Origin of the sequence: Sphingobium baderi (assembly GCF_001456115.1) — a bacterium.
GTDB lineage: Bacteria > Pseudomonadota > Alphaproteobacteria > Sphingomonadales > Sphingomonadaceae > Sphingobium > Sphingobium baderi_A.
Genome location: NZ_CP013264.1, coordinates 1,049,664 through 1,074,682 on the forward strand (window position 1 = coordinate 1,049,664; position 25,019 = coordinate 1,074,682).

General features: G+C 62.4%; 22 protein-coding genes. 4 read left to right on the forward strand and 18 right to left on the reverse strand.

The window, feature by feature from the left end:
- Position 1 precedes the first annotated feature (1 nt).
- The 4 genes from ATN00_RS05250 to ATN00_RS05260 form a co-directional block, all read right to left on the reverse strand.
- Complete coding sequence (locus tag ATN00_RS05250; RefSeq protein WP_062062952.1) at positions 2-973, reverse strand: SDR family NAD(P)-dependent oxidoreductase; 972 nt, start codon at positions 971-973, stop codon at positions 2-4.
- A 169-nt stretch (positions 974-1,142) separates the two neighbouring features.
- Complete coding sequence (locus ATN00_RS05255; protein ID WP_062062955.1) at positions 1,143-2,357, reverse strand: NAD(P)/FAD-dependent oxidoreductase; 1,215 nt, start codon at positions 2,355-2,357, stop codon at positions 1,143-1,145.
- Positions 2,358-2,596: 239 nt separating this feature from the next.
- Positions 2,597-2,761 (reverse strand): hypothetical protein, encoded by a 165-nt coding sequence (locus ATN00_RS23330; protein ID WP_156415223.1) that lies wholly within the window; start codon positions 2,759-2,761, stop codon positions 2,597-2,599.
- The gene (locus ATN00_RS05260) at positions 2,758-2,970 is read right to left on the reverse strand and encodes a hypothetical protein (RefSeq protein ID WP_062062958.1); all 213 of its coding nucleotides are present in this window, start codon (positions 2,968-2,970) and stop codon (positions 2,758-2,760) included. Before ATN00_RS05260 ends, ATN00_RS23330 begins: the two co-directional genes overlap by 4 nt.
- 335 nt (positions 2,971-3,305) lie before the next feature.
- Between ATN00_RS05260 and ATN00_RS05265 the strand changes: the two genes are divergently transcribed.
- Complete coding sequence (locus ATN00_RS05265; protein WP_062062960.1) at positions 3,306-3,905, forward strand: outer membrane protein; 600 nt, start codon at positions 3,306-3,308, stop codon at positions 3,903-3,905.
- A 669-nt stretch (positions 3,906-4,574) separates the two neighbouring features.
- Here ATN00_RS05265 and ATN00_RS05270 read toward each other — a convergent pair.
- From ATN00_RS05270 to istA, 5 genes are all read right to left on the reverse strand, one after another.
- Positions 4,575-5,609, reverse strand: coding sequence for a plasmid partitioning protein RepB C-terminal domain-containing protein (locus ATN00_RS05270; RefSeq protein WP_231746457.1), 1,035 nt, complete (start codon positions 5,607-5,609; stop codon positions 4,575-4,577).
- On the reverse strand, positions 5,518-6,417 hold the full coding sequence (locus ATN00_RS05275; RefSeq protein ID WP_062062963.1) for a plasmid partitioning protein RepB C-terminal domain-containing protein: 900 nt from the start codon (positions 6,415-6,417) through the stop codon (positions 5,518-5,520). The genes ATN00_RS05270 and ATN00_RS05275 overlap by 92 nt, the downstream gene beginning before the upstream one ends.
- Positions 6,417-7,694 (reverse strand): recombinase family protein, encoded by a 1,278-nt coding sequence (locus ATN00_RS05280; RefSeq protein WP_231746389.1) that lies wholly within the window; start codon positions 7,692-7,694, stop codon positions 6,417-6,419. Before ATN00_RS05280 ends, ATN00_RS05275 begins: the two co-directional genes overlap by 1 nt.
- A gap of 95 nt (positions 7,695-7,789) precedes the next feature.
- Positions 7,790-8,557 (reverse strand): IS21-like element ISSsp5 family helper ATPase IstB, encoded by a 768-nt coding sequence (gene istB / locus ATN00_RS05285; RefSeq protein ID WP_007686288.1) that lies wholly within the window; start codon positions 8,555-8,557, stop codon positions 7,790-7,792.
- A complete protein-coding gene (gene istA, locus ATN00_RS05290; protein ID WP_011950768.1) occupies positions 8,554-10,047 on the reverse strand; it encodes an IS21 family transposase in 1,494 nt (497 codons plus the stop codon). Before istA ends, istB begins: the two co-directional genes overlap by 4 nt.
- A 45-nt stretch (positions 10,048-10,092) precedes the next feature.
- Between istA and ATN00_RS23880 the strand changes: the two genes are divergently transcribed.
- The gene (locus ATN00_RS23880; RefSeq protein WP_231746390.1) at positions 10,093-10,269 is read left to right on the forward strand and encodes an SDR family oxidoreductase; all 177 of its coding nucleotides are present in this window, start codon (positions 10,093-10,095) and stop codon (positions 10,267-10,269) included.
- A 74-nt stretch (positions 10,270-10,343) separates the two neighbouring features.
- Here ATN00_RS23880 and ATN00_RS05295 read toward each other — a convergent pair whose 3' ends face one another.
- Complete coding sequence (locus ATN00_RS05295; protein WP_062062965.1) at positions 10,344-11,030, reverse strand: response regulator transcription factor; 687 nt, start codon at positions 11,028-11,030, stop codon at positions 10,344-10,346.
- A 354-nt stretch (positions 11,031-11,384) separates the two neighbouring features.
- Between ATN00_RS05295 and ATN00_RS05300 the strand changes: the two genes are divergently transcribed.
- The gene (locus tag ATN00_RS05300) at positions 11,385-13,649 is read left to right on the forward strand and encodes a GumC family protein (RefSeq protein WP_156415224.1); all 2,265 of its coding nucleotides are present in this window, start codon (positions 11,385-11,387) and stop codon (positions 13,647-13,649) included.
- An 8-nt stretch (positions 13,650-13,657) separates the two neighbouring features.
- Here the strand turns inward: ATN00_RS05300 and ATN00_RS05305 are convergent, their stop codons facing one another.
- The 8 genes from ATN00_RS05305 to ATN00_RS05340 form a co-directional block, all read right to left on the reverse strand.
- Positions 13,658-15,055 carry a lipopolysaccharide biosynthesis protein gene (locus ATN00_RS05305; protein ID WP_062062969.1) on the reverse strand — a complete coding sequence of 466 codons (1,398 nt, stop codon included), beginning with the start codon at positions 15,053-15,055 and terminating at the stop codon, positions 13,658-13,660.
- A 49-nt stretch (positions 15,056-15,104) separates the two neighbouring features.
- The gene (locus ATN00_RS05310) at positions 15,105-15,626 is read right to left on the reverse strand and encodes a LuxR C-terminal-related transcriptional regulator (RefSeq protein ID WP_197413672.1); all 522 of its coding nucleotides are present in this window, start codon (positions 15,624-15,626) and stop codon (positions 15,105-15,107) included.
- Positions 15,627-16,060: 434 nt separating this feature from the next.
- Positions 16,061-16,747 (reverse strand): PIG-L deacetylase family protein, encoded by a 687-nt coding sequence (locus ATN00_RS05315; protein ID WP_062062975.1) that lies wholly within the window; start codon positions 16,745-16,747, stop codon positions 16,061-16,063.
- A gap of 3 nt (positions 16,748-16,750) precedes the next feature.
- Positions 16,751-17,665 (reverse strand): formyltransferase family protein, encoded by a 915-nt coding sequence (locus tag ATN00_RS05320; protein ID WP_062062977.1) that lies wholly within the window; start codon positions 17,663-17,665, stop codon positions 16,751-16,753.
- Positions 17,643-18,233, reverse strand: a complete 591-nt coding sequence (locus ATN00_RS05325; RefSeq protein ID WP_082635296.1) for a sugar transferase — start codon at positions 18,231-18,233, stop codon at positions 17,643-17,645. Before ATN00_RS05325 ends, ATN00_RS05320 begins: the two co-directional genes overlap by 23 nt.
- The gene (locus tag ATN00_RS05330; protein WP_062062980.1) at positions 18,233-19,399 is read right to left on the reverse strand and encodes a glycosyltransferase family 4 protein; all 1,167 of its coding nucleotides are present in this window, start codon (positions 19,397-19,399) and stop codon (positions 18,233-18,235) included. The genes ATN00_RS05325 and ATN00_RS05330 overlap by 1 nt, the downstream gene beginning before the upstream one ends.
- Positions 19,396-21,354 (reverse strand): asparagine synthase (glutamine-hydrolyzing), encoded by a 1,959-nt coding sequence (asnB, locus tag ATN00_RS05335; protein ID WP_062062982.1) that lies wholly within the window; start codon positions 21,352-21,354, stop codon positions 19,396-19,398. The genes ATN00_RS05330 and asnB overlap by 4 nt, the downstream gene beginning before the upstream one ends.
- Complete coding sequence (locus tag ATN00_RS05340; protein ID WP_062062983.1) at positions 21,342-22,535, reverse strand: glycosyltransferase; 1,194 nt, start codon at positions 22,533-22,535, stop codon at positions 21,342-21,344. Before ATN00_RS05340 ends, asnB begins: the two co-directional genes overlap by 13 nt.
- A 454-nt stretch (positions 22,536-22,989) precedes the next feature.
- Between ATN00_RS05340 and ATN00_RS05345 the strand changes: the two genes are divergently transcribed.
- Entirely contained in the window at positions 22,990-25,011 is a 2,022-nt protein-coding gene (locus ATN00_RS05345) for a polysaccharide biosynthesis protein (RefSeq protein WP_062062985.1), read from the forward strand.
- Positions 25,012-25,019 lie beyond the last annotated feature (8 nt).

Sequence of the window (25,019 nt, forward strand, 5' to 3'; positions counted from 1 at the left end):
CTCACGGGACATCGCAGCCGGTCAGCCGGACGCTCTCGGTCCAGAGCGCTTCCGCCATCGCACGATCGATGGCGAACGGGCGTACGCCGGGCCCACCGAGCTGACCGTCCGGAACGACAGCCGCAATGTCGCAATCCTCGCAATAGACCCCGCCGATGCCGTCCAGGGCGGGCGACGTGGCGCACCATATCGTCGTCGCGGCGCCTTGCTGCGGGCTTTTGAGATCGCGGCCGGGATCGACAATGGCGGAGCCGTCTGCATCCACGGCTCCGAACTGCGCGATCTCCTCGCGTGTGAGATGCCGCGCGAGCGGGCCGAGGATGGAGCCGGGATGGACCGAGAAAGCCCGAACATCATGCGCAGCACCCCGCGCATCGAGCGCGACGGAGAAGAGGACATTGGCCGTTTTCGCCTGACCATAAGCAAGCCATTTGTCATAGACGCGGCGCCTGAAATCGAGGTCGGACAGGTCGAGCCCACCGAGTTGATGTGCACGCGAAGAGAGAACGACAACCCGTGCGCCTGCCGCCCGCAGCAGTGCTGGCCACAGCGCCGCCGTCAGCCGGAAATGGCCGAGATGGTTCGTGGCGAACTGACCCTCATGACCCTCCGCGTCGCGAAACAGCGGGCTTGCCATCACGCCGGCACTGAGAATCAGCAGATCGAGCGATGGCGTACTGTCTATGACATGCGCGGCGAGCCCGGCGATCGATGCGGAATCGAGCAGGTCCATCGGCAACAGCTCGACATTCTCGAGACCGGAAAGAGTCTCGCACGCCGCATGCGGTTCGCGTGCAGGCACGACCACGCGCGCGCCTCTGGAGGAGAGGAGCCTGACCGTTTCCCGGCCGAGATTGGAGGCGCCGCCGGTCACGACGGCGGTCTTTCCCGAAAGGTCTAGGCCATTGGCGACCTCTTCAGCGGTGGTGAAAGGTCCGAGGCCAGTCTCGAGCGGCTGCTGAAAAGAGGGCATGCACAATCTCCTGTTCAATAGTAACTCGCCTAAGACCGCTGGCTGCGACCCCGTGATCCGCAGAACAACCCTGGTTCGATCCGGAAAAGACGCAAACTCGCATGAGGCTCGAGCTTGGATGCATGGCAGCGCACCGGTCGGACGCTTCCATCCGACCGGCCGCGCGTCCTCAGAAGTCGATCGTCCGAGCCTCAAGGGCATTCTGGAACGCAGTTTGCCGATCTGCCGCCGGCGGGTAGATCCACACCGCGTTGACATCCATCTTGACCTTCTTCGCGTCGGCGCCGGTCAGCTCGACGGTGCGGGGGGACCAGCCGCGCGTGAAGATGGCCGTGTCGGGGCCGAGATCGAGACACACGACATAGGCGGGCTGATCATAGGGTAGCGTGGGTTCACCGAGCAGGTCGGCCGCGGCATTATGGCCGGCGAACGAGCCGAGGCGTCGCGCGTGCTGGCACGACATGAGCGAGAAATTGCCTTTGTCGTCGGTCGCCGCCTTCGCGGTATCACCCGTGGCGAAAATACGCGGACAGCCGGGCACGCGCAGGTCGGGCTCGACGAGAATTCGCCCGAGATTGTCGCGATCGGCCGGCAACTGGGCGGTCAGCGGCGAGGCGCGCATGCCCGCCGACCAGATCACGGTCCCCGTTTCGATCCGTTCGCCATTTTCGAGCGTGACGCTGCCGTCATCGAGCCGGGCAATCCCCGAGCCGAGCATCGTCTCGATGCCCAGGTCGCGCAGCCGCGCCTCGATATAGGGGCGAGATTCTGCTCCCATGTCCGGGGCGACGACCGACCCCCTCTCGACGATGACGACGCGGACCGCCTCGCCCAGCCCGAGAATCTCCCGCAGCCGGGCCGGCATTTCGGTCGCCACCTCTATGCCGGTGAAGCCGCCGCCGCCGACCACGACCGTGTTGCGCGCTGCCGAAGCGGACTTTCCTGCAAGCCCGTGCAGATGCTCGTCGAGCTTTACCGCGCCGGCCCGATCCGTGACGCTGTGCCCGAATTCCGAAAGCCCCGGAATGGGCGGCTGGAAGCCGTGGCTTCCCGCCGCGACGATCAGCCGATCGTAGAACAGCCTGGCGGGCATCCCGTCCGCCCCGGTCACCGTCACCATGCCGCGTTCCACATCGAGCGTGTCGACCCAGCCTTCATGGAAGCCGATGTCCGTGGCCGCGAACAGCTCGTCCAGCGGCGCCACCATCGTCCCGGGCTCCGGTTCGTAGAGGCGCGGCCGGACGATCAGGGCCGGTTCGGGCGCAATGACGGTGATCTTCAGATCTTCGGGCGACACGCCCTTTTCATCGCGGAGGCGCGCTGCTGAAAGCGCGGCCATGAGGCCGGCAAATCCGGCTCCTATAATAACGATATGCTGTGTCATGCGATTATCTCCTCGGTGAGCGGCGTTTGAGAGTGCCGTGCCCCGCGGGGCCGCTTCTGCCGGGCCTGGAGGCAGGATCGAGGATCGCGAACGGCGCGCGCCGCCGCTACCGTGCGGGAGGCTAGCCGTGATATGCCAATCGCTATGCATCGCTATGCCTTGGAATAGCGATGCACGGGGCGAGGCGAGAGAGGGGGCCGCCGGATGGGAGCCGCGCCACCGCCGGCCCCGGACAGCGTTCAGGAGCCCGGCCGATCCTCATTGTCCGGCATGTCGCGGGGCCAGAATCGCTGGTGCAGCGTCATCAGGCTGGCGGCCAGAAGATCGCGTTCGAGGGGTGAAAGCCGCATGGCGATGGTCGCGATCATGATCACGCTGTCCAGCGCGATACGCCGGGCGTTCACCTGTCGTGGCGCCTGCGCGCGGCGTCCCTGTGGCTGGTGGCGGCCGTCAGCGGCGTCAGGGCGATGAAGGCGACGCATCCCAGCACCAAGGACAGCGGCACATCGCCGAACGAGGCAAAGATGCCCCCGCCCGCGGCGATGGCGGCCACCGTCGGGCACAAGAGAGCGGACGCCTGGCTCCAGGCCGTGGATTGATGCTTGGGTTTCATAGGATATCCCTCAGTGAGCTGAGGGCAAAGTGGCGCGTCGGGCCCGGCCCGGCCATTCTGCCAAGGATCCGGATCACCTGTGCGAACATATGCAGTCGGCGGGCCTCAGGGTTGCGTGACCATGGGGCTTCGCGAGGAACCCCCAAGACTGAAGCGCATGTCGGGGCGCCGGGCATGCGGTTCGTCAGCCGGCCGCTATGCCGAAGATCATGTCCGGCATGGCGAAGCGCTGGTGCGTCTCTGTCGATCGTACAATCCCGGCAAGTGGCCCCAGGCCCGACACTCCGCCCGGCACGCGCAGCTGTTGCCGTGATCCGATGACTTTGGAGATTGTAATGAAAACCCGTCTTATCATTGCCGCTGCCCTGGCTGGCTGGTCGGTCCATGCATCCGCGCAGGATTTCAACGGACCATCTGTCGGCGTCCAGGCGGGGTGGAACAGGACCGATGTGCGCCTTCCGGCAGGCGGCAAGGAGCTCCCCGGCGTCGACCAGTCGAAGGATGCGTTCGTCGGCGGGGCGTTCCTGGCCTATGATTATGAAGTGGCGCCGCGCATCGTCCTGGGTGCGCAGGCCGAATTCAACGTCGCTGCTTCCGATGATTTTGGAGTGGCAGGCAGTGCAGGCGCGCTCCGGGTCGATCCCCGATATGCGTTCGATCTGACTGCGCGCGCTGGCTATCTCGTGACCCCGAAGACTCTGATCTATGTTCGGGGCGGCTATAGCAACACCCGCGTTCGCACGACGACCTCAACCAACTCGACACGGATATCATCGTCCGACAATCGGGACGGATGGATGGTCGGCGGCGGCGCGGAAAGGATGATCACCGATCATGTTTCCGCGCGCCTCGAATACCGATATGCCGACCTTGGTGAAGGCTCGAACAAATTCGACCGCCATCAGGTTCTTGTTGGCGCTGCCTACCGCTTTTGACCATCGCCCGGAGCGCGGTGAGATCCCATTAAGGATGGAGGGTCCCGCGCTCCAGTGCATGATCGCGCGTCGGGCGAAGTATTCTCGTTGTTCGGCAACGAGCGCCCGGCTCTGGCATCGAAGGCGAGGGATACTGCGGACATGGGCGGAAAGGCCTTGAAACCCCGCTTTCTAGTTGCCGCTGTGTCGTAGCATCGATTAAGCAGCATCTTGCGGTGGGCCGCCGCTGAGTGAGCGCGACCCTGCCCGGAACCAGCCCTGAATGGGTTGCGCATAGCCTGCTTGGGCTAGGCACCAGACCCATTACAATCTTGCAAAACTGCGAGTATCGACGTGGCCGTCAGCACTGACATGCTGAGGCGAGCCTCGCCGCTTAATTTTGGGCGAAGAACCGGCTGCACGGGAACTGGCGGGATGGCCAAAGACACCCGTGATAAAAGATGGGGCTTCGATCGGCAGTGTTTACCGGTGTGCCGGTTGGCCAAGCCGGCACACCGGTCCAAGACGCGGAAGCCGTAATGCTTCCGCACGCAGCTGGACCTGATAGCGGCCAGCCTAGTGGGCTCCGTGCGGGTTCGCCGCCATCCCCACCGCCATGCTCGATCCGCCCCACTGTGCGGCGTCTCCCATGGTCCCCGCGCTTATCGGGTCCGGGTCCCCATCAACTCGTCAGGCCGGTTCGGATGCTCCAGCGAGGGTATCGATTTCGGCTACCCGCTGGAACTCAGCGAGATATTCCTGTCGATGATGCGACAGCCAGCGAACGATGGCAGCGTTGCCAAGCAGCTTCGCGAGATATCCGCGGGCAAGCGTCAGATGCAGATTGTCGATACCGTAGCTGTCTTCGACCGACTTTATGCGGGTTTGCAGAACCGCCAGTTCCCGTTCCATGCGGGCTATCTGCTGCCGGTTGGGATTTGGCGTGGCGCCGTTCTTTCTCGGAGGTGGTTTGGCTAACTGGTCTTCTGGTGTTGCAGCGAGCACAGCCCGGGCGAACATGACCGTGAAATTATTCTGTCCGATCATCAGATCGGCAGCCTCTATCTGCCGCAGTGTGGACATGCGCCGCAGCACGTCGAACACCTTCATGGAGCAATTGGTGTCCTTCAAGGTTTCCACGACTTCGCTGCAAATGCCGTCGAGCAGTCGAAACTTTTTGCGAACCGATTGGACCTCGATCCCCAATGCCTCAGCTATCCTTTCCTGAGGCACGCCGCGCTCCATCGCGCGGGCGATCATCCGATGCTCCTGAACGGGCGGCAGGCGGTTGATCCGCTTGTTGTAGGTATAGGTTTCCTCGTCTCGCCCGATCAGACATTCGACCGTGGGAACGCCGAGTTCCTTGAGCACCTCGATACGCAAATGGCCGTCGAGAAGAAAATAGCTTCCGGAGTTCTGCGGATCGGGGATGACCACCGGAGCTTCCACCAGGCCGACCGCTTTTATAGAGCTGACGATCTGCGCATACTTCCTGCTTTGATGAACCCCTTCGCGGAGCTTTTTGAGCGGCACGATGGCTTCGATGGGGACCGTCACGCATTCCCGGTCGAATGCAAGCGCCACTCGCCCGTTGGCAACGGCGGCACCGTCTCCTTCGGTGCGCGTGGGCCAGTCACTCATCGACATGACCGGCCATCCGTGATTGCAGGGCTCGCGGCATCTTCTCGAGTCTTTCCGCCCGCAGCAGTGTGCTGAACCCATCATCGGCAAGAAGGTCCTTCATCGCTTCAACGATGAAAAGCAGCTGCGTCTGAGCATAATCCGACTTCTTGACGAGCAGGCGCTGCTTCTCTGCCTCGCGCTGATAAATTTCCATCAGGTCGTTGGCGGTCAGGCGCCGATTGCCGCCCTTCTGCCCAAGCCGACCTCGGGGTAGTCCTTTGTTTCGATTACGGGCCCGCAAGTCGAGAAGCCGGCGCATCGCAGCGAGCTTCTTTCCGCGAAGATTCCCTTTATCATACGCGTCCAGGAGCACATCCTGCGCATCATCGGCTTCGGAGCGGGCGATCTCCATGGCGAGCGTGATCGGGATCAGGCCTGTCTCGACGGCTGCGAGCAGGCGTTCCTCACCGCGCTCCAGCAACGACAGCACCAGGCTGACCCAAGAGGAACTGACGCCGATCTTTTGGGCGATTTCTGTTTCATTATGCCCTCGTGAACGTAGGGCGCCCACTTCCTTCATGACGTCGATGGGACGCTGCACCGGGCGAGCAATGTTCTCCACCAGGCTCATGACCAGACAATCACTCTCCGGCGCTTCGATAACCACAGCCGGGATTTCCGTCTGCCCAAGCATCTGAAAGGCATCGAGGCGACCTTCGCCGCAAACCAGATCATAGCGCGGGCCTCCCGGACCGGTTCGACGGCTGACCGTTATGGGGCGTTTGAGTCCGATGGCCTCGATGTTGTTCACGATTTCCCGGTGCTGCCGCTTGTTTCGTGCTCGCGGGTTCAGCACGGTGATCTTGGAAATCGGTATCATCTCGATGTTCTGGGGAAGTGATGTGATCATCAGGCGGCCTCCGCAATGCTGACTGGGGCTGCGATCTCGTAGAGATAGTCGAGGCTTTCGAACCGGTAGGCATCGAGGGACAGGCCGTTCTCTTCGGCAAGCCTCACGCGGTCGGAAGCGATATCGATCCTGGGAAACAGATAATAATCCAAAGGCGCACGGTTCGCGGAATCCATCCGCACCACGATGGTGATGTCGGTGCCGAGGGATGTGTCAAAACGCAGTTTCCACCGGAGCAAACCGGTGGGTGTCGAGGTGCAGCGGACGATGACCAGGCTGACGCTGAATTCGTCATTGACGATGATGCGATCGGTTTCGTCCTCTTGCTGGATTTTGCTGCCCATGCCCCGAAAGCCGTCGAGCACCTCATCGAGAACGTCGGGATGGAGATTGCGCAGGAAGCGGTTGATCTCGACATAGCGATAATCGCGATCTGGCCTGAATCCGACCAGGCTGTAGGCGCGCAAGAGGCTACCGAACCGGGAACTGAAGGCACTGCTCGACGGCATTCCGTCACATTCGTCGATGATGATTCCGGAGAGCAGCCCCTCGCGTTCGTAAAGCTCGCGAAGGGTCAAGAGCATCTCATCATCGGAAAGGCGGAAGGAGCGCGCATTGATGATCGCCCGGGCTGCCTCGAAAATATCCCTTTCGATAATCGCCTCGAAGACCCCTTGGGCCCGGATCCACATGTCGGGATCGTTGCGGACACGCTTTTTCTTCAGCTTGAAGGAGCGCCGGTTCCAGACATTGTCGCCGACGTATTTCTCATTGATCAGCAATTGGTGGATCGTTCCTCGCGTCCAGGTGCGACCAAGGTCCGTTGGAATGCCGCGACGGTTGAGGTCATCAGCTATGTCCTGCTCACCTCGCTTGTCGTGGACGAAGGCGCGATATACATCGCGAACGATTGCGACTTCCTCGTCCGGGCCGGGTGTGAGGATCACCCGATCCGTCTGGATGCTTTTGTGTTCGCCGCGAGCAAGAGCGGCTTTGACGTTCCCATGTTCGTCGATCAGAGTTCGACGAAGCCCAAAGCCTGCGGGGCCTCCCTGCCGGTAGCCTTTCTCGATCAGGCGCCCCTGGCCTGCGAACACCTTGGTGGATAGTTCGCGGCTGTACTCCCCAGCCATGGCGCGTTTGACGCCTTTGACGATTGTGGAGACCGGGCTTCCGTCATTCTCGAACTGCTCGGCGCAATACTCGACAGCGATCCCGGCCCGTTTGCAGATATATTCGTAATAGGCGCTGTCAACGGCGGAGCAAAAGTCGGCCATTCGGCGGCGTAAAACCAGGCCATCGTGTTACATGCCGGGGGGAGTGGCGTGAGGGCGTAGCCCGAGGGCCACTCCCCCCGGCATTGGTGTAATTTTCAGGGTCTGGTTTTGGCCTTGCGGGCCCGGCTGTGCGCGAGGCGATAGCTTTCGCCGTTCATCTCGAGGATGCTGACGTGATGGGTCAGGCGATCGAGGAGCGCGCCTGTGAGACGCTCAGATCCGAAGGTTTCGGTCCATTCGTCGAAGGGCAGGTTGCTGGTGATGAAGGTGGAGCCGCGTTCGTAACGCTGGGAGATCAGCTCGAACAACAGTTCGGCGCCGGTCTTGGAGAGCGGCACAAAGCCCAGTTCGTCGATGATGAGCAGCTTGTATCCGGCCATCTGCTTCTGGAAGCGCAGAAGACGGCGCTCGTCGCGGGCCTCCATCATTTCGCTGACCAGCGCTGCCGCGGTGGTGAAGCCCACCGACAGTCCTTTCTGGCATGCTGCCAGTCCGAGCCCCAACGCTACGTGCGTCTTTCCGGTGCCTGATGGCCCCAGAGCGATGGCGTTCTCACGCCGCTCGATCCACTCGCAGCGCGCCATCTCGAGCACCTGCATCTTGTTGAGCCTGGGGATGGCGGCGAAGTCGAAGCTGTCGAGGCTTTTGACGGCGGGGAAGCGCGCGGCCTTGATGCGCCGCTCGACCATGCGACGCTCCCTGTCGATCATTTCCATCTCGACGAGGCGGGCGAGGAAGCGGATATGATCGACGCCTTCAGCGGCACATTGCCGCGCGAGCTTGTGATGCTCACGCAGGCACGTAGGCAGCTTGAGCGCCTTGAGATGGTGAGCGAGAAGGATCTCCGGGGCCTGATCGCTCATGCGGCCTCCTGCCGGTCGGAGAGCAGGCTCAGATAGGCTCTGGCAAAGGTCTTCTCGACCGTGGTGCGTGGCAGGAAGGGATAGACGTCCAGGTCCAGCCTGGGCGGTACGCGTTCGATCCGGCACAGGACGAGGTGCTTGACGGCATCGAAGCCGATGGCGCCAAGATCGATGGCCTGTTCGACCGCCGCCTGGAGATCGGCGAGGGTGAACGTTTCCAGCAGGCGCAGTACCTGCACATATTCGCGCCTGCCATGTTTGTGCATGCGCCCTTCCATCAACCGCTGCAGTGTCGTGAACGCTTCGGGCAGGTCCCAGCCCTGCAAAGGCGCAGCCTGGTCGAATGCGTTGATCTTCTGCTCGATCAGCGGGAGATAATGGAGCGGGTCGAAGACAACCTCCTCGCGGGCATAGCAACGAGGATGACGGGCGATGACTTCGCTGCGGCAGCCGATCACCACCTCATCGACATAGGCCCTGATCCAGACCTCCTGATGGCCCCAGGCCACCGGAACCGAATAATCGTTGGTCCTGTAGCGCACCAGGGATTGCGAGGAGACCCGCCCGCCTTTCTGATCGCAGGCCTCGAAGGGTGTAGCGGGCAGAGGCTGCATGGCCGCGAGATCGCGCTGCAGCCGCTCACCGATCGTCTCGCTCTGCCCGCGCACCTTGTCCTGCTGGCGCTTGCGGCATTGCTCCTCCAGCCACAGGTTGAACGCCTCCCAGGTCGGGAACTTCGGGATCGGCACCATGAAGTTGCGCCGGCAATAGCCTACCAGCCCCTCCACATTGCCTTTCTCGTTCCCCTTGCCCGGGCGAGCATAGCGGTCGCGGATCACGTAATGTGACAGGAAAGCGCTGAACAGCGTGGCACGCTGCCGCGTGCCGTCGGGCAGGATCTTCGTCACAAGGCAGCGATCGTTGTCATAGACGATCGAGCGCGGTACCGCGCCGAAAAACGCGAAGGCATGCACGTGTCCGTCCACCCAGGCCTCCGCCACCGCCGCCGGATAGGCCCGCACATAGCAGGCATCACTGTGCGGCAGATCGAGCGCGAAGAAGTAGGCCTTCTGCTCCACCCCGCCGATCTCCACCAGCGCTTCCCCGAAATCGGCCTGCGCATCTCCCGCAGGGTGCGCCAGCGGCACGAACATCTCCCGGCTGCGCTGTTCGCGCTCCCGGATGTAATCCTTGATGATCGTATAGCCGCCGGTGAAACCATGCTCGGTGCGCAAACGGTCGAATACCCGCTTCGCCGTATGGCGTTGCTTGCGCGGGACACTGCGGTCACCCTCAAGCCATCCATCAATGATCGCCACAAACCCGTCCAGCTTCGGGCGCTGCGGTACGGACTGGCGCCGGTAACCCGGCGGCGATGAAAACGACAGCATCTTGCGTACCGTTTCGCGCGACACATTGAAACGCTTCGCCGCCGCCCGTTGGCTCATGCCATCCGCGCAAGCCAGACGGACCTGAAGATAAAGTTCCACGCTGTAGATCCCCACACCTCCCTGACTCGGCAGAAAGGCTTCAAGGTGGACGACTTTTACGCCGCCCGCAGCAGGACTATCCCGCCGCTACCGTGGTCGAATATTGCTCCGCCGTTCTCAGAAGTGGGTGCGCTGGTCGCTTTCCTGTGTTCTCAGGATGCGGGCTATATTACCGGTCAGTATATCGTTGTCGATGGTGGCTATATGCAGGCCTATCACTGAGGGCGTTTGAGGATGGATCTACGGATCGCCTAATTCCGCCATGACGGCAGTTCTGCGGCAATGCCATGCTTCGGCTAATCGGGTGTTGGCGCGGAGGACTCCTCGCGTTCGGGAAGCTTGCCCTGATTGATGGCCCAGATCGCCGCCTGCGTACGGTTGTCGACTTGAAGCTTACGCAGGATGGCCTTGACATGCGCTTTCACCGTCGCTTCCGCCACGGCCAGCCTGCTTGCGATATCCTTGTTGGCTTCCCCTGCGGCAAGGCAATGGAGAATCTGGATTTCCCGTTCGGACAGGTCGGGCCTCGCGTCGCGGGCATGCATGTCCTGAAGAGTCGATGGCGGGGCGTCAGCGGCCAGATGCTGGATGATTTCGGAGGGCATGACCTTCATCCCTGTCGCGATCAGCCGGACCGCGCACAATAAAGGTTCCGCCGCCATATGGGTGGACAGCAGGCCGTCTATGCCAATGGCAAATGCCTGCTTTGCAGTGTCGATGTCACAAGCATCGCACAACAGGACAATGCGCGCGGTCGGCAAAGCGGCTCGCAGCGCGCCGCAACGGGGCAGGATGGGGGGCACGGAGGGACTGTCGATAAGGACCATCTGATCGGGGCCGTCCCTCCAGTCCGGGAAATGCGTTTCCACATGGCCGGACAGAACGCGCTCGATAACGAAATCCGCCTCCATCAGGATATGACGCAAACCGAAACTGTCGATTTCGTTGCGACCCCAAATGGAAATGTGAAGCGCGCCGTTCATGACGAACGTCGTCGGGAAACAGCGTCTGGTGGCTGGATTGGCATCTTGATATATCAGGACCGCTCTGGATTGATGGTGCCAAAAGACTAGCCCACGCATCGGTTCGTCGTGAGCAGACTTCGGCATTACCCCGAATGACAGACAGTTTGCCGAGAGCCGCAAAGAGCGGCAGCGGCCGCCCGCGTCCTCCACCCCGCAGCATATGTCCCTTTGCATGCAGCATCATAATGCCAAGGACGTAGCCCCTATGCGCCCGGACGTCGGCCCCAATTGCTTTTGAAGCCGCTCCTGTCCCGGCCCACAATATGCACCGCAATCATTGCGCCCCATCCGTCAGACCAGGGATAGACCATCGTGAACTCCAGAGCAGACATGACGCTTGCCTTGCCTTCGCCCGATGTCCATCCGGGCGCACGTATACCCTCTGGCGGACCGCTTATGGGGCTGGAGCAAATCGCCAATGTCTTCCGCCGAAGACGCATCCTGATATTGGGCATCGTCGCGGTCGTGCTGGCGTCCACGGCGCTTATCGTCTTCACGCAAACGCCCATATATGAAGCGAAAGCCACGCTGCGGATGGACGTTCCGGTCGCGGCCGACGGCAGCGACCGCGTCCAGCAGAGCGCGGAAAGCGAAATGCAGATCGAAACGGAAATCCGCGCCTTGTCGTCGCATGATCTGGCGGCCGCCATGGTCCGGGATCTGGAACTGCTCGACAATCCTGCCTTTTCCGGCCGGAAGATGAGCAAGGGACGCACCGCCCGTGCGTCCCAGTTCCGCATAGACAATGCCGCGGAACAGCTTCTGTCGATGGTGACCGTCCAGCGGATTCCCCATACCCAGCTCATCACCGTGACCGTCCGGTCGCCCCATCCCAAATTCGCCGCCATGATCGCCAACCGCTATGTGCATGTGCGTCAGATGAACAGCATGGTGGATCGTCTGCAGAGACAGGAAGGCATCGTCGCGGCGCTGGCAGAGCGGACGAACAAGGCAGGCGAGGAACTGCGTCACGCGGAACAGGCCGTTGCGGACTATCGCAATGAGCATCGCATGCTGGGTGGAGGCGACAGCACGAACGCGCTGGCCGGCATCACCCAGTTGGCGGCCGAAACAGTGTCCGCCGCCAGTGCGCGCGCCGCAGCCGCGGCAAAGGCGGCTGGCGTCAGTGCCGCGGCCGCGATGCGACCGGGGCCGGAAAGCGCCACCTCTCCCCTGCTGTCCGCGCAACAACAGCGCTATGCCGATCTGATGCAGCGCAAGGCGGAACTGTCCGGCTTTTACGGATCGGGCCATCCCGCCCTTGCCAATGTGCTGGCACAGATCGACGAGGTGAAGCGCACGATGGAGGCTGAACGGCTGCGGGTCCGGCAACGGGCAGCCGCCGACGCGGCGATCGAAGCCTCTCATGAAAGCACGCTCGCGCGCAGCGACGCGCAGGGCGCGGCGGCCCGTGAATCGGTGCTTCAGAGCAATCTGGCCGCGCTTACCACCAAGGCCTATCAGAATAATGAGGCGGGCGTTAAGCTCGCTGAACTGGAGCGCGCCGCGGAAACCCAACGCGGCCTCTATCTGGGGTTGTCCGGGCGTCTCAAGCAATTGGGGGCGGCGCTGGTGTCGGGAACCGGCCTGGTTCTGCAATCGACCGCGCCCATTCCCCAAAACCCGATCAGCCCGACCCCGCGCAAGACTATGATGGCCGCATTGATGGGATCGACCATATTGGCCTTTGGCTGCGCGTTCGTGCTGGAACTGACCGACAGGCGGCTACGCAGTGCGGAGCAAATCTGGCGGCTGTTCGGTCTGGAAAGCTTTGCCATGATCCCGATGCTGCGATCCGGCGTGGAAAAGGACACGGCGGCAAAACTCATAGCCGAACGGCCAAGCTCCCTGTTCGTCGAATCCGCCAGGATGATGCTGACCGAAGTGATGCGGCAACGCCGGGGCAATGGCGCACAGGTGGTGCTGGTCACGTCGCCGCTGCCAGGGGATGGCAAAACCTCGGTCGCCTATAGTCTGGGCGCGGCCGCCATCGCGGCGGGTAGCCGGGCGGCCGTCGTGGAATTGGACCTGTGGCAACGCGCGCCCGCTGCGAATGACGAGCATGAGACCATCGACCTCATCGCTTATCTGCAGGGTGAATCGCGCGTGCGCGGACTGCTCACCCAGGCTTCCAGTCCGACGCAAAATGCCCTCACGGTCTTTGCGTCCCATGAACAGACGCGCGATCCCAGTACCGTTATTTCCTCGTCCCAGCTTGCTTCCCTGTTCGAGGATCTGCGCGCGCGCATGGATCTGGTCGTGATCGATGCGCCCCCCGTTCTGGCGGTGCGCGACGCGTCCAACATGGCCTGTTTCGCGGATGTGAACCTGCTCGTGGTGCGCTGGGGCCATACCACCGTGGAGGAGGCGGCCGACAGCCTGGTGGCGCTACGTTCTCCGGTGGATGGTGTCGTGCTGAATGCGGTCGACTATCCTCGCCATGCGCGCGGGCACTATGGTGATCTGGTGCAGTATTTCAATCGCGCGGGTGCTTATTATGAACGCGACGACGAACTGATCCAGGCCAGCTTCCTCGACAAGCTGAAGGAAAAGATCCGCCGGCCCCGCGCTGCCTGACATTCTGTTCAGGCCGAAGCGGCGGGGCGTTCGTCGGAAACGGCGCGGCCGAAGCGGCGGCGTAACGTCCGTTCCATCGCGATCGCGCTGCTGACCGCCAGCACGACATGCGCCACATTCGCGCCCATCGCCCCGATGCGCGGCACGAGCAGCAGCGCAATGACCTGAAAGACAAGGGTCGACCACAGGACGATGTGGAGAACGGACCGTTGCTCGCCCATGGCCAGCAGTGCGGAACGCAGGGGCGCGGCGTGCATGGTGAAAGCCAGCGCCACCATCTGGACGAGCAGCAAAGGATAGGTTTCGGCGAAGGCATGGCCGACGGTCAGTTCGATCAGCCACCGTCCGCCCATCACCAGCACGGCGATGGCGCCGAGCGCGAAGACATCGAGAATGATCTGCACCTGCACTATGGCGCGGCGGAACAGGCTCCTTGCTCCTTCCGCCCATAGTCGCGCTACATCGGGATAGAGCACCGCCTGCACCTGGGCGCAGACCTGCTGCACCACCTTCGCCACCTGCTTCGCCACGAAGTAAAGTCCGGCGGAACGTGGGTCTGAAAGCGCGCCGACAATCAGCACGTCTAGCTCCATTGAGCTTGTGCGGATGCTGGTTGACAGGCTGGACGACCATGCAAAGCCCATGATGCCGGGAAAACGCTGCGTTATTCCGCGCATCGGCATACGATGCAGCGCAATCACGCCCTGCCGCTTCAATTCGAACAGGCTGAGGGCAAGGAAAAGCAGCGAGCTGACGATCTGGCTGATCGTCCAGGCGCAGATGAAGAAGATCAGTCCGCCATGCATCCACAATCCGATGGCGCACAATAGGATGCGGACGATGCTGCCGGTCACCTGCACATAGGCGATGGTTCGGAAACGTCCGGCCAGACGCAGCACGGCGGTCGGCATCCCGCTAATATTGAACAGCAATGTGACGGCGTTGATGCACACCAGCAGGACATGGGTGTGATTCATGCCGAGGAGGGGCGCGAAGAGGATCGCGACCAGACTGGCCAGCAGCGCGGCGGCCAGACAGGCTCCAACATCCAGCCACAGCCCGAATGCGAACAGCGCCCGCAAATGCGTCAGCCGTTCCTGACCGTCCTTTGCCACCTGCGCGGCATATTTGATGAGGGGCTGCCAGCTTTCAAACCGCATCAGGCGGTCGAAAACGCGGACATAGCTGATGACAAGGGCCAGGATACCATATTCGATCGGCCCCAGCGATCGCGCCGTTAGCGCAACGCCGACAAGGGCGATCGCGCCGTTGACGCCGTTGCCCGAAAGCAGATGTCCGATATTAATGAAACGTCGCAGGAGCGTGGCATCTTTCCATAGCTGAAGCCGGCCCCGCTTCCGGCTTCCGATATGGTTGGCGGATTGCACACGCGTTTCGTCGTCCATCTTGGGAGATTCCCCCAGTGACGCTGAAAATTACCGCCTGGCCTGATTTTCAGGCACAAGCCGCGATGCGCGGCAGAGGCGGAGCGGCGCGAGCAATGGCTTGAGAAGTGTCACGGGGCATGGACAACATCTTGTCGTCATCATAGGCGACCAGTCCGCGTTGCACCGCCCAGATCGCGGCCTGTGTGCGATTGGATACGCGCAGCTTCCGCAACGCGGCTTTCACATGCACCTTCACAGTGGCCTCGCATATGCCAAGGCGGCGGCCGATGACCTTGTTGGCGGCGCCGGAAATGAGGAGCTGAAGAACCTCCACTTCCCGGTCCGAGAGATTGACGTCCGAAAGATTGACCGACCATCCCATCGGATAGGGGCGTTCCCCCAGGCTGGTGGCCATTTCCGAAGGCAGAACTTTTTCGCCCGATGCGACCAGTCGCAACGCGCCAACCAGCGGTTCCGTCGATATTTCCTTGATCATATAGCCATCGACACCCCAGCGAAATGCCTGAACGACTGTGTCGAAGTCGAAATGATCGGCGAGCAGGACGATCTTGGCGTGAGGATACATCATCTTGACCTGCTCGCAAAAGGCTATCCCTTCGCCCGCATGACCATCATCAATCATTACAATGTCGTTTATTTCGTCATCTGATAGGGTTGATTTTATCTGGCAGGGGTCACTTACCGCGCAGGTTACTGTAAACCCGTGATCCAGTAATATGTGATTGAGTCCCTCCCGGAGTATCCCATTCTTACTCAGAAGAACCACTTTGATACTTTGAATCATTGTATCTCCCTTTCGTCAGGACTTGGGTTTCATGGATCATTATGTGCGATCCAAGACCGGTGCGACCCAATTCTTTTCAAGCAGGAGTTAGCTCTTTAGGGCGGTCAATGTGCGCGCAGAGTAGGCATTTGGCTATAGCAAATAAGTGGTAGAAAGAACGGATTCGGCAATCCTTTCGATCCGTTTATCAATCTAGGTTAATGCCATGCCCATAAATCTCATTCGATCTGGCGAATCAGCATGAAGGTTTCGGCGGCTGGGCGATGAACGGTAGCGCCCCGGAAACACGCCAATGCCCTGATCACTTCCGGTGATCTTTCGTCAGGCGCCTGCTTCACTTGCGACCGATAGCAGTTGAATGCCTGAACCTTGGCTTCCAGAGCGTCGCTTATATCGACATAGACATTGGGTACGAAAGCGGGCGTGATGCCCGGCGCATACCAGTTCGTTTCCGACAATGTTTCATAGCAGTAGATCCGCTGTGGCCCTTTTCCGCCTCGGGGGCGGGCGGCGACCATCGCCGACAGGAATGTCAATTGGTGATCCAGATGCACGTCGCCGATGAAAGGCACGAACAGCGTGTCGGGTGCCACTTCCGTCACCAGCGCGCCCAGCGCGGCATTCATGTCCGCATGGGCCACGCGGTCAAGTTCGGCGGCGGGGAGGTCGATGAAATGCGTGCGCGCGACCTGTAGCAGGGCATGAGCCTCGTGGGCCTCGCTCCGTCCGATGCGGGCGACGTCGGGACCAAAACGGTTCGTGCCCGCCTTGGTCACGATGGCGACATGCACCTGTGTGCCTTGCTGCGCCAGCCGCATCATCGTGCCGCCGCATCCCAGCACCTCGTCGTCTGGATGCGGCGCAATGATCAGCGCGCGCGAGATGCAGTCCAGCATCGAACCCATGGTTTATCCTCCGAGGCGGGCGTGCATTTTCGGGATGGTTCCGCCGCCACCTTCCCATTCGGTGACTTCGATCGCCGCACCGTCCCCGCAAAACACGGTAAAGCCTCGTTCGGATCGGCCGACTATCTGTCCCGGCATGGCGAGGTGATGGCCCAATTCGAACGCAAGTCGGGCCTGCCACAGGATGAGATCATCGTCGGAGGAGGGTGCCAGGGTGCGGGCTCCTGGATAGGGACGGCCTGCGGCGCGGATCAGCCGCTCCACGTCCCGCGCGGAGGCCGACCAATCGATTCGCCCGCTCTCCACCGTCCGCCCCGCCGTCCATGTCGCGAAGCGTTCGTCCTGCGGCTCGCGCCGCGCAGTTCCGGCTACGAGCGCCTGCAAGGCATCGTCCAGCATCCGCTCAAGCAATTGCATGTGGCGGTGGTAGAGCGAACCGGCCGTTTCATCGGGCGCGACATGGATGAAGCGCTGTTCAAGGATGGGGCCGCTGTCCACCCCCGCGTCGATCCAGAATAGCGTGCCGCCGGTGATCGGTTCCTGATTGAGGATCGTCCAGGGGATCACCGCCCGGCCTCGCATCCGGGGCAGCGGGGCCGGATGATAGCCGATCAGCCCGTCTCCTGCCGCCTGCATGAACGGTTCCCGGCAGATTTGCGACCAGCCGATGACGAATACATGGTCCGGGGACGCGGCCGTGATCGCCGCGCAGATTTCGGGCGCGTTCACGTCGCGTGCTTCGATCAACCGGGCGCCGGCGGCGTCGGCGGCGGGGCGCAGGTCGACATAGTCGGAATGACGATGCGACAAGCTGGCGGGCAGCGTGACGACAAGGGGGAGAAACCAGCCCGGCGCGCGCGCCACGGCTTCGATCGCGACCCTGCTGCTATCGACGCTACCGATTATGACCGCCCGCATGGGCTTTCTCCAGCAGAACGGAATCGATCTTCTCGCCCCGGATCATCATCAGTGGCGTATGGACCATGATCCACAGGTCGAGGCCCATCCCGCGCTGCTGGACGTAAAGCAGGTCCAGCGCCAGCTTCTCCTCCATGCTGAGCAAGGTATTGCCGCTGACCTGAGCAAGGCCGGTGATGCCCGGCCGCACGGATGACCGGGTGGCACCCGCCCGGCCAAGCGCGGCTATGGTTGGCGGAAGCAGGGGCCTTGGCCCGACAAGCGCCATGTCTCCGCGCAGGATGTTCCACAGTTCGGGGAGTTCATCCAATCGCGACTGGCGGAGCAGGCGGCCCATCGCGGGCGTGCGGGCCTCATCGGGCAGTGGCTGGCCGGCCGCGTCGCGCGTATCGCGCATGGAGCGGAACTTGACCAACTCGAACGCTCGCCCGCCAAGGCCGATGCGTCTTTGCCGGAACAGGATCGGCCGTCCGAGAAACGCGAGTACGGCCAACCCGATCAGCATCATGGGCAAGGCCATCAGCATGAGGGCGGCAAAGGCGACCGCGCAATTGACGCCCCGCCCCATCAGCCCGCGCTCCACGACATCGCCGCGGGCATGTCGAGAGCATCCTGGGCGATATGCATCACGCGCATCAGTTGTCGGTTGACTTTGTTCACGTCGAACCGATCCTCGGCATAAGCACGCGACCGCGCGCCCATGGCGGCGGCGAGGGCGGGGTCGGTCAGGAACCGCTCCATCGCCACGCCCAGCGCCTCGACATCGCGGGGCGGCACCAGGAAGCCGTTGACGCCCGACAGGACCGGCTCCCGGCATCCCGGCAGATCGGTGGTGATGAGCGGACGTCCCACCGACATCGCCTCCAGCAGGGTGCGCGGCAATCCTTCCCGGTAATAGGAGGGCAGGACGAACACGCTCGATTGCGCCAGCAAAGGACGCACATCCCGCGTCTCCGGCACATAATCAATGATCCCGTGCCGGACCCACAGATCCAGTTCCGCTTCCGACAAGCCGGTGGGATTATCCTTGTCCAGTCGCCCCAGAAGCTGGAATCGCGCCTCGGGATAGCGCGCCTTCAGGTGGCGGGCGGCCTCGGCATATTCAAACACGCCCTTGTCGCGCATCAGGCGGGAGATCATCAGGAAACGCGGCGGCCCTTCCGGCAGGGGCATGGGTGCGAAATGGGCAAGGTCTACGCCCGAACCAGGCACCTCGACCACCAGCGCGGCCGCATCGACGATGTCCTGCGCGATCAGTTCGTCGCGATCGTCGCGATTGAACACGAATATGGCCCGCGCCCTGGCGACCCCCAGACGGTAAAGCCGTCCCACAATGGCGCGCAACAGGCGGCGATGTTCCGCCGCCGGACTGAAGACATAGCCAAGCCCGCTCATCAGCGCATAAAAGCGCGCCTTGGGGAACAGGCGCGCGGCCATGCCGCCATAGATGATCGGCTTTTGCGTATAGGCCAGCACGACATCCGGTCGCTCTCGCGCGATCAGCCTGACATAACGCAACAGCAACAGCAGGTCTGCCAGCGGATTGCTGCCCGTGCGCGCCATGGCGATCCGACGATAGCCCGCGCCTAGTGCCGTAAGCTGCCTTTGGACGGCGGGATCGTCGTCCGGCGCGCAAGTGATGACCTGATGCCCTTCGCGCACCATCGCTTCGATCAACCGGCCACGAAAATTGACCAGCGAAAAGGCGAAACTCGACAGAATAAGAATTTTCATTCGACCAGACTCGCATCGCTGGAAGAAAAGGCGGGCTGCCAATGCCGCAGCCAGTTCTGGAACATCAGCAGCGTCCAGAGCTGGAACGACCAGTTCCGGTTGCCCGACAGATGCTCTGCCCACATACGGCTGACCGGCTCGGGCGCGATCAGCCCTTGCGAACGGATAAGATCGGGGTCCAGCAACGCCCCCGCCCAGCGGCGGAGCGGCCCGCGCAGCCATTGCTCGATCGGCACGGAAAAGCCGCGCTTGGGCCGGTCGGCCAGAGCGGGGGGAAGATGCCGCTGAAACAGTGCGTGGAGCGGCCATTTTCCCTTTCCATCCCGTAGCAGCGCGCCGGTGGGAAGGCGCCATGCCAGTTCGATCAGCCTGTGATCCAGCAAGGGCGCGCGCGCCTCCAGCCCCACGGCCATGGTCGCGCGGTCGACCTTCACCAATATGTCGTCGGGCAGATAGCGGGCGCTGTCGATCAGCATCATCTGGCGCAACGGATCGTTCAGCGCCGCCTGAATCGACATTTGTGGTTCAGCCCCCTCGATCACCAGGGCTTCGGGATCGGGATGGACGCTGGTGAGGTTACTGTAGAGCGCCTCCACATTTTCGCTTCGAAACAGCGTCGCCAGCTTATGCAGACGGTCGCCGGACATGTCGCCGCGCAGCGCGCTGCCCGCGCTGACCGGCATGTAGCGGAATATCCTGTCCCATGCCGCCGGGGACAGCGCGTCGATGCCGCCGGCTATCGATCCGCGCAGCCATGGCGGAAGAACGGTGATGCCGCGGCCCAGCTTGCCCGCGATCTGATACCGGCCATAGCCGCCGAAGCTTTCGTCGCCCCCGTCGCCCGAAAGGCACACGATCACTTTTTCCCGCGCGAAACGGGCAATGTGGAACATGGGAATGGCGGATGGGTCCGCGAAAGGTTCGTCATAGATTTCGGGCAGTTGCGGCACTGTGTCCAGAAACGCCGCTGCGCTCATCCGGATCATGTGATGATGGGAGCCGATCGCCTTCGCCACCTGTTCGGCATGGGACGATTCATCATATTCCGGCTCCTCGAAGCCAATGGTGAACGTGCTGATGGGTTCACGCGATTCCTGTTGCATGATCGCACTGGTCAGTGACGAATCGATGCCTCCCGACAGGAAAGCGCCCACCGGCACATCCGCCACCATCCGTTCCCGTACTGCCCGGCGCAGCACATCCTCCACCCGGTCGAGCATGGCTCCATCATTCGCGACAAAGGGATCATCCTGACCTGCAACCGCCGTTTCCTCGATCGACCAATAAGGGCACGGATCGGTCGCGCCATCTGCCGTGACCATGACATGGGTGCCCGCCGGAAGTTTTGAAATGCCGCGCATGATGGAGTGCGGCGCGGGGACATATTGATGCCGCAGATAGGCGGTCAGCGCTTCGCGGTCGACCTCCACTCCCGTCTCGCAAACGGCCATGATCGCCTTCAGTTCGGATGCGAACAGGAAAGCCTTGCCGTTCCAACCATAATATAGCGGCTTTTTGCCGATCCTGTCGCGAACCAGGTGAAGCACGCGCTTGGTCCGGTCCCACAAGGCGAAAGCGAACATGCCCGCACAGCCCTGCGCTGCTCTCACTATGCCATATTGCTCGATCGTGGCCAGCAGCACTTCGGTATCGCTGCCGCCCGCGAAGTGGTAGCCGCGCGCGATCATATCCTCGCGCAGGGCGCGGTAATTGTAGATTTCCCCGTTGAAGCAGATGACATAGCGCTCGCTCGCCGAGATCATCGGCTGACGCCCCTGCGGCGACAGGTCGAGGATCGACAGGCGCCGGTGCGCCAGCGCGATTCCTGCGTCCGCGTCGATCCATTCATCCGCCATGTCCGGCCCGCGATGGCGCAGGCTGTCGTTCATCCGGCGGGCCGTGGTTAGCAGCGCATCGGACGAACGGTGGGCGATCAGGCCGCTTATCCCACACATCGTGGCATCCCCGCGCTATTCGCTATGGTGGGCGGCTGACGAAGGACCGTCTCGTAAAGCTCGGCATAGCGGGCCGCGACGGCAGCCAACGAAAACTCCTTGATGACGCGCGCGCGTCCCAATTCACCTTTCCGGCGGCGTCCCTGCGCGCCCATCCCGCTGAGCAGCGCGATGGCGTTCGCTATCGCCGCCGGATCGCCGGGCGGCACGCAAACGCCGCCTTCTCCCATGATGATGCGGCTGTCGCCCACATCGGTGGCGATGCAGGACACGCCGCACGCCATTGCCTCGCCCAATATGTTGGGGAAGCTTTCCCCCCAAGCGGAGGAGAGCGCCACGATGTCGCATCCCGGCAGCCATTCCGCCACGTCGGGCCGGTCCCCCAGAAGGCTGAGCCGGTTCCGGGGCAGCCAATGCTCGCAGGCGCCTTGCAGATCGGTAGGAAGCACGTCAGTCCCGGCACCCGCCAGCAGCAGATGCACGTCATGCCCCATCCGCCGAGCCCTCCCCGCCGCTTCGATCGCGGTGGCATGATCCTTCATGGGATGACGCCGCGCGATCACCGCCACCAAAATTGGATCAGGCTCGATCCCGAACCGCTCCCGCAGCCTGACGCGGCCATGGCCATCGGCTTCGTCGGGCCTGAAACATTGCGGGTCGAACCCATTGGGAATGACGATGGCCCCTTCGGGCGCGTACCCATTGGCCACATGCTGCCGTACGGACGCGGCGGCATTATAGATGATCGCCTTGGGGCGCCGGGAAAGCAGCGCGCCCAATCGTATGACAAGGCGGCTGGTCCGCTTTTCGGCGCGAATATCGTGCAGCGAATGGCGAATGTTCCAGAGCATCGGCAGGTTCCGCCGCCCCGATCTGGCAGCCCAGGCGGCAGCGATATTGCCATGATACATCCAGCCCTGGATCAGATCGGGCTCATAACGCCTCACGATTCGCGTCAGGCGCGCCATCGCTTCGGGCAGGCGGCGGAGATTCGTGAGGCCCAGCGTTTCGACGCAGATGCCGTTGGCGGCCATTTCCTGGCCCACTCGTCCCGGCGGCAGAAGCGACAGGACAATGGAGTCGGGATGCGCGGAATGCGCCCCATGCTGCCCGACCAGCTTGGCGAGCATCGCTTCGGCCCCTCCATAATTCAGGGCGGTTATGACGTGCAGCACTTTCATGGATGTTCCGCCGCCCGGTTGGCGACGCCTTCAACGGGAGCCATCAAGAACATAGTGCGCTCACCCTTGTCGGAGGGATCACCTCAAGAGGAAGAGAGGTGGATGCGTTCAATCGATGGCTTCAGATTAATCACTGCGCGCTGCATGCGGAGTGACGAAAAGGGTTGATAGCCTTTGGGCGCAGGTGACCGCGTCACGGCTCCGGCAGATGGATGCCCTGGCGGCCGTCGCCCATCCTACGGCGATCCTGTCCGCCTGGATGGGCGCAATGTGGACCGCTCGTGGCCCTAAAGGATAGGGCGCTGCCCCATTCGAAGTGCTGGCGGTCTTAAGGGATAGTCTCCCACCGATCAGCTTACCAAGCCGTCCCCTCCGATGGCAGGCTTCGCCGCGGCAGTGATCCGGCGCGCGCACTGCGCCCGTGCCGGTCTTGGCCCGTTCAACAGGAGGCGAAATGAGCTATGTTCATCGGTCCGCAGGCCGAATCCGGCTGCGTTATCTCGCCGCCATTCTGGTGGACGCCAGCGTTGCCGCATTGTCCCTGTTCCTGGCGCTAGAGCTTCGGCTTCAAACCGCATTGTCCGATGCGATCGTCTCAGCCGCTTCTGGCAGCGCGATCTGCACGGCCTTCATCACCGTCGTGGTTTTCCATGGGCTTGGCATCTATCGCCATGCATGGCGCTACGTATCGGTAAAGGAACTGCTGTTGCTGGCGCAGGCGACGACCATCACGGTCCTCCTGTCGACCACGGCGATATGGATGTTCTTTTCCGATCCCCCATGGCTGCCCCGGTCGGTGCCCGTCATCCAGTGGTTCGTCCTGCTGGTGATGGTGGGCAGCCTGCGCGTGTTCCGGCGCATGGCGCGCGAAATGCTGCGCCCCGCTCCGGCTTCCAGACCCATATTGCGTGCGTCGTCGGAGCGGAACGCGGAACGCGAGGATGTCCTGCTGTTGGGCGATCCGGACTGGGCCGAATCCGTTTTGCGGACATTGCAGAGCCCCGGCAATCGCCATGTTCATCCCGTGGGCATCCTGACCCACGACGATGATGGTGAGCGCAACCTCAGCATCCGCGGCGTTCCCATATTGGGTACGATGGACGAGCTGGAAAATATCGTCGGCGAACTGGCGCGCGGACGGCACCGGCCCAGCTACATTATCGTCAATCAGGGCGACGCCTGCCTGACCGGGCCCCGCATGGCGAAGCTCGCCACGAGAGCGGCGCAGCTCGGCCTTGAAGTCGCGCGCGCGCAGGAGCCCGGCCGCCTTCAACGATCAGGCGATGGCAATCTGGACCTGCGCTTCGTCAATCTTACCGATCTGCTCGGCCGGCCTGAACTGAGGCTGGACGGCACGGTCGTCCGCAATGCCATCAAGGGACGGCGCATCCTCGTCACCGGCGCGGGCGGCACCATAGGCAGCGAACTGGTCCGGCAGATCGCCTCCTTCGAAGCGGAGGAAATACTGCTGCTCGATCATGGGGAATATAATCTCTATGCCATCGACATGGAGCTGCGGGAGCAATTCCCCCATGTCCGGGGCACCCCGCTGCTCTGTTCCGTTCGCCAGCGCGACGCGCTTATCAAGCTGTTCGTTCATTATCGGCCGGACCTCGTCTTCCATGCCGCCGCGCTCAAGCATGTGCCCCTTGTCGAGGCCAATCTGTCGGCAGGCGTGCTCACCAATGTCATCGGCACGCGCAACGTGGCCGACGCCGTCCAGGCTTGCGGCGCCAAGGCCATGATCCAGGTGTCCACTGACAAGGCGGTCAATCCGGTGGGCATGATGGGTGCGACCAAAAGATTGGGCGAACTTTATTGCCAGGCGCTTGATCTTGCCGTGCCGGGCGATAGCGACACATGCCGTTTCCTGACCGTGCGCTTCGGCAATGTGCTGGGGTCCAGCGGATCGCTGATCCCGCTTTTCCTGCGCCAGCTCAGCCGGCGCGGGCCGTTGACTGTTACCCATCCGGACATCGAACGCTATTTCATGACGGTGCATGAAGCCGTCCAGCTCATCCTCCACAGCACGGCGGCCACTTTGCGCGGCGGTATCCAGCGCGGCAGGGTTTTCGTGCTCGATATGGGCGATCCCATCAAGATCGTCGATATCGCCCGCCGCATGATCCGCGCCGCCGGACTGGTGCCTGACATCGACGTGAAGATCGACTTTGTCGGCCTTCGTCCGGGAGAAAAACTGTTCGAAGAACTGTTCGACGAAAGCGAGGAACGTCTGCCTTCCACATTGCCCGGCATATTCGAAGCCGAACCCCTTTCCATCCCGCTGCCGGAATTGCAGGCCGTTTTCCAGCGTCTGGAAAAGCTGGCGCATCAGGGCGACGCCGAATCGATCAGGCTCATCATGCACAGCGTCATCCATATGTATGGCGATGATCCGCAACCCGTGCAGTCGCTCGCGAATGTCGCCGGGCCAGTTGCCGCCGTATCGCCGAACCTGCGGACGGCGCGGCTGTGACTGGCTCC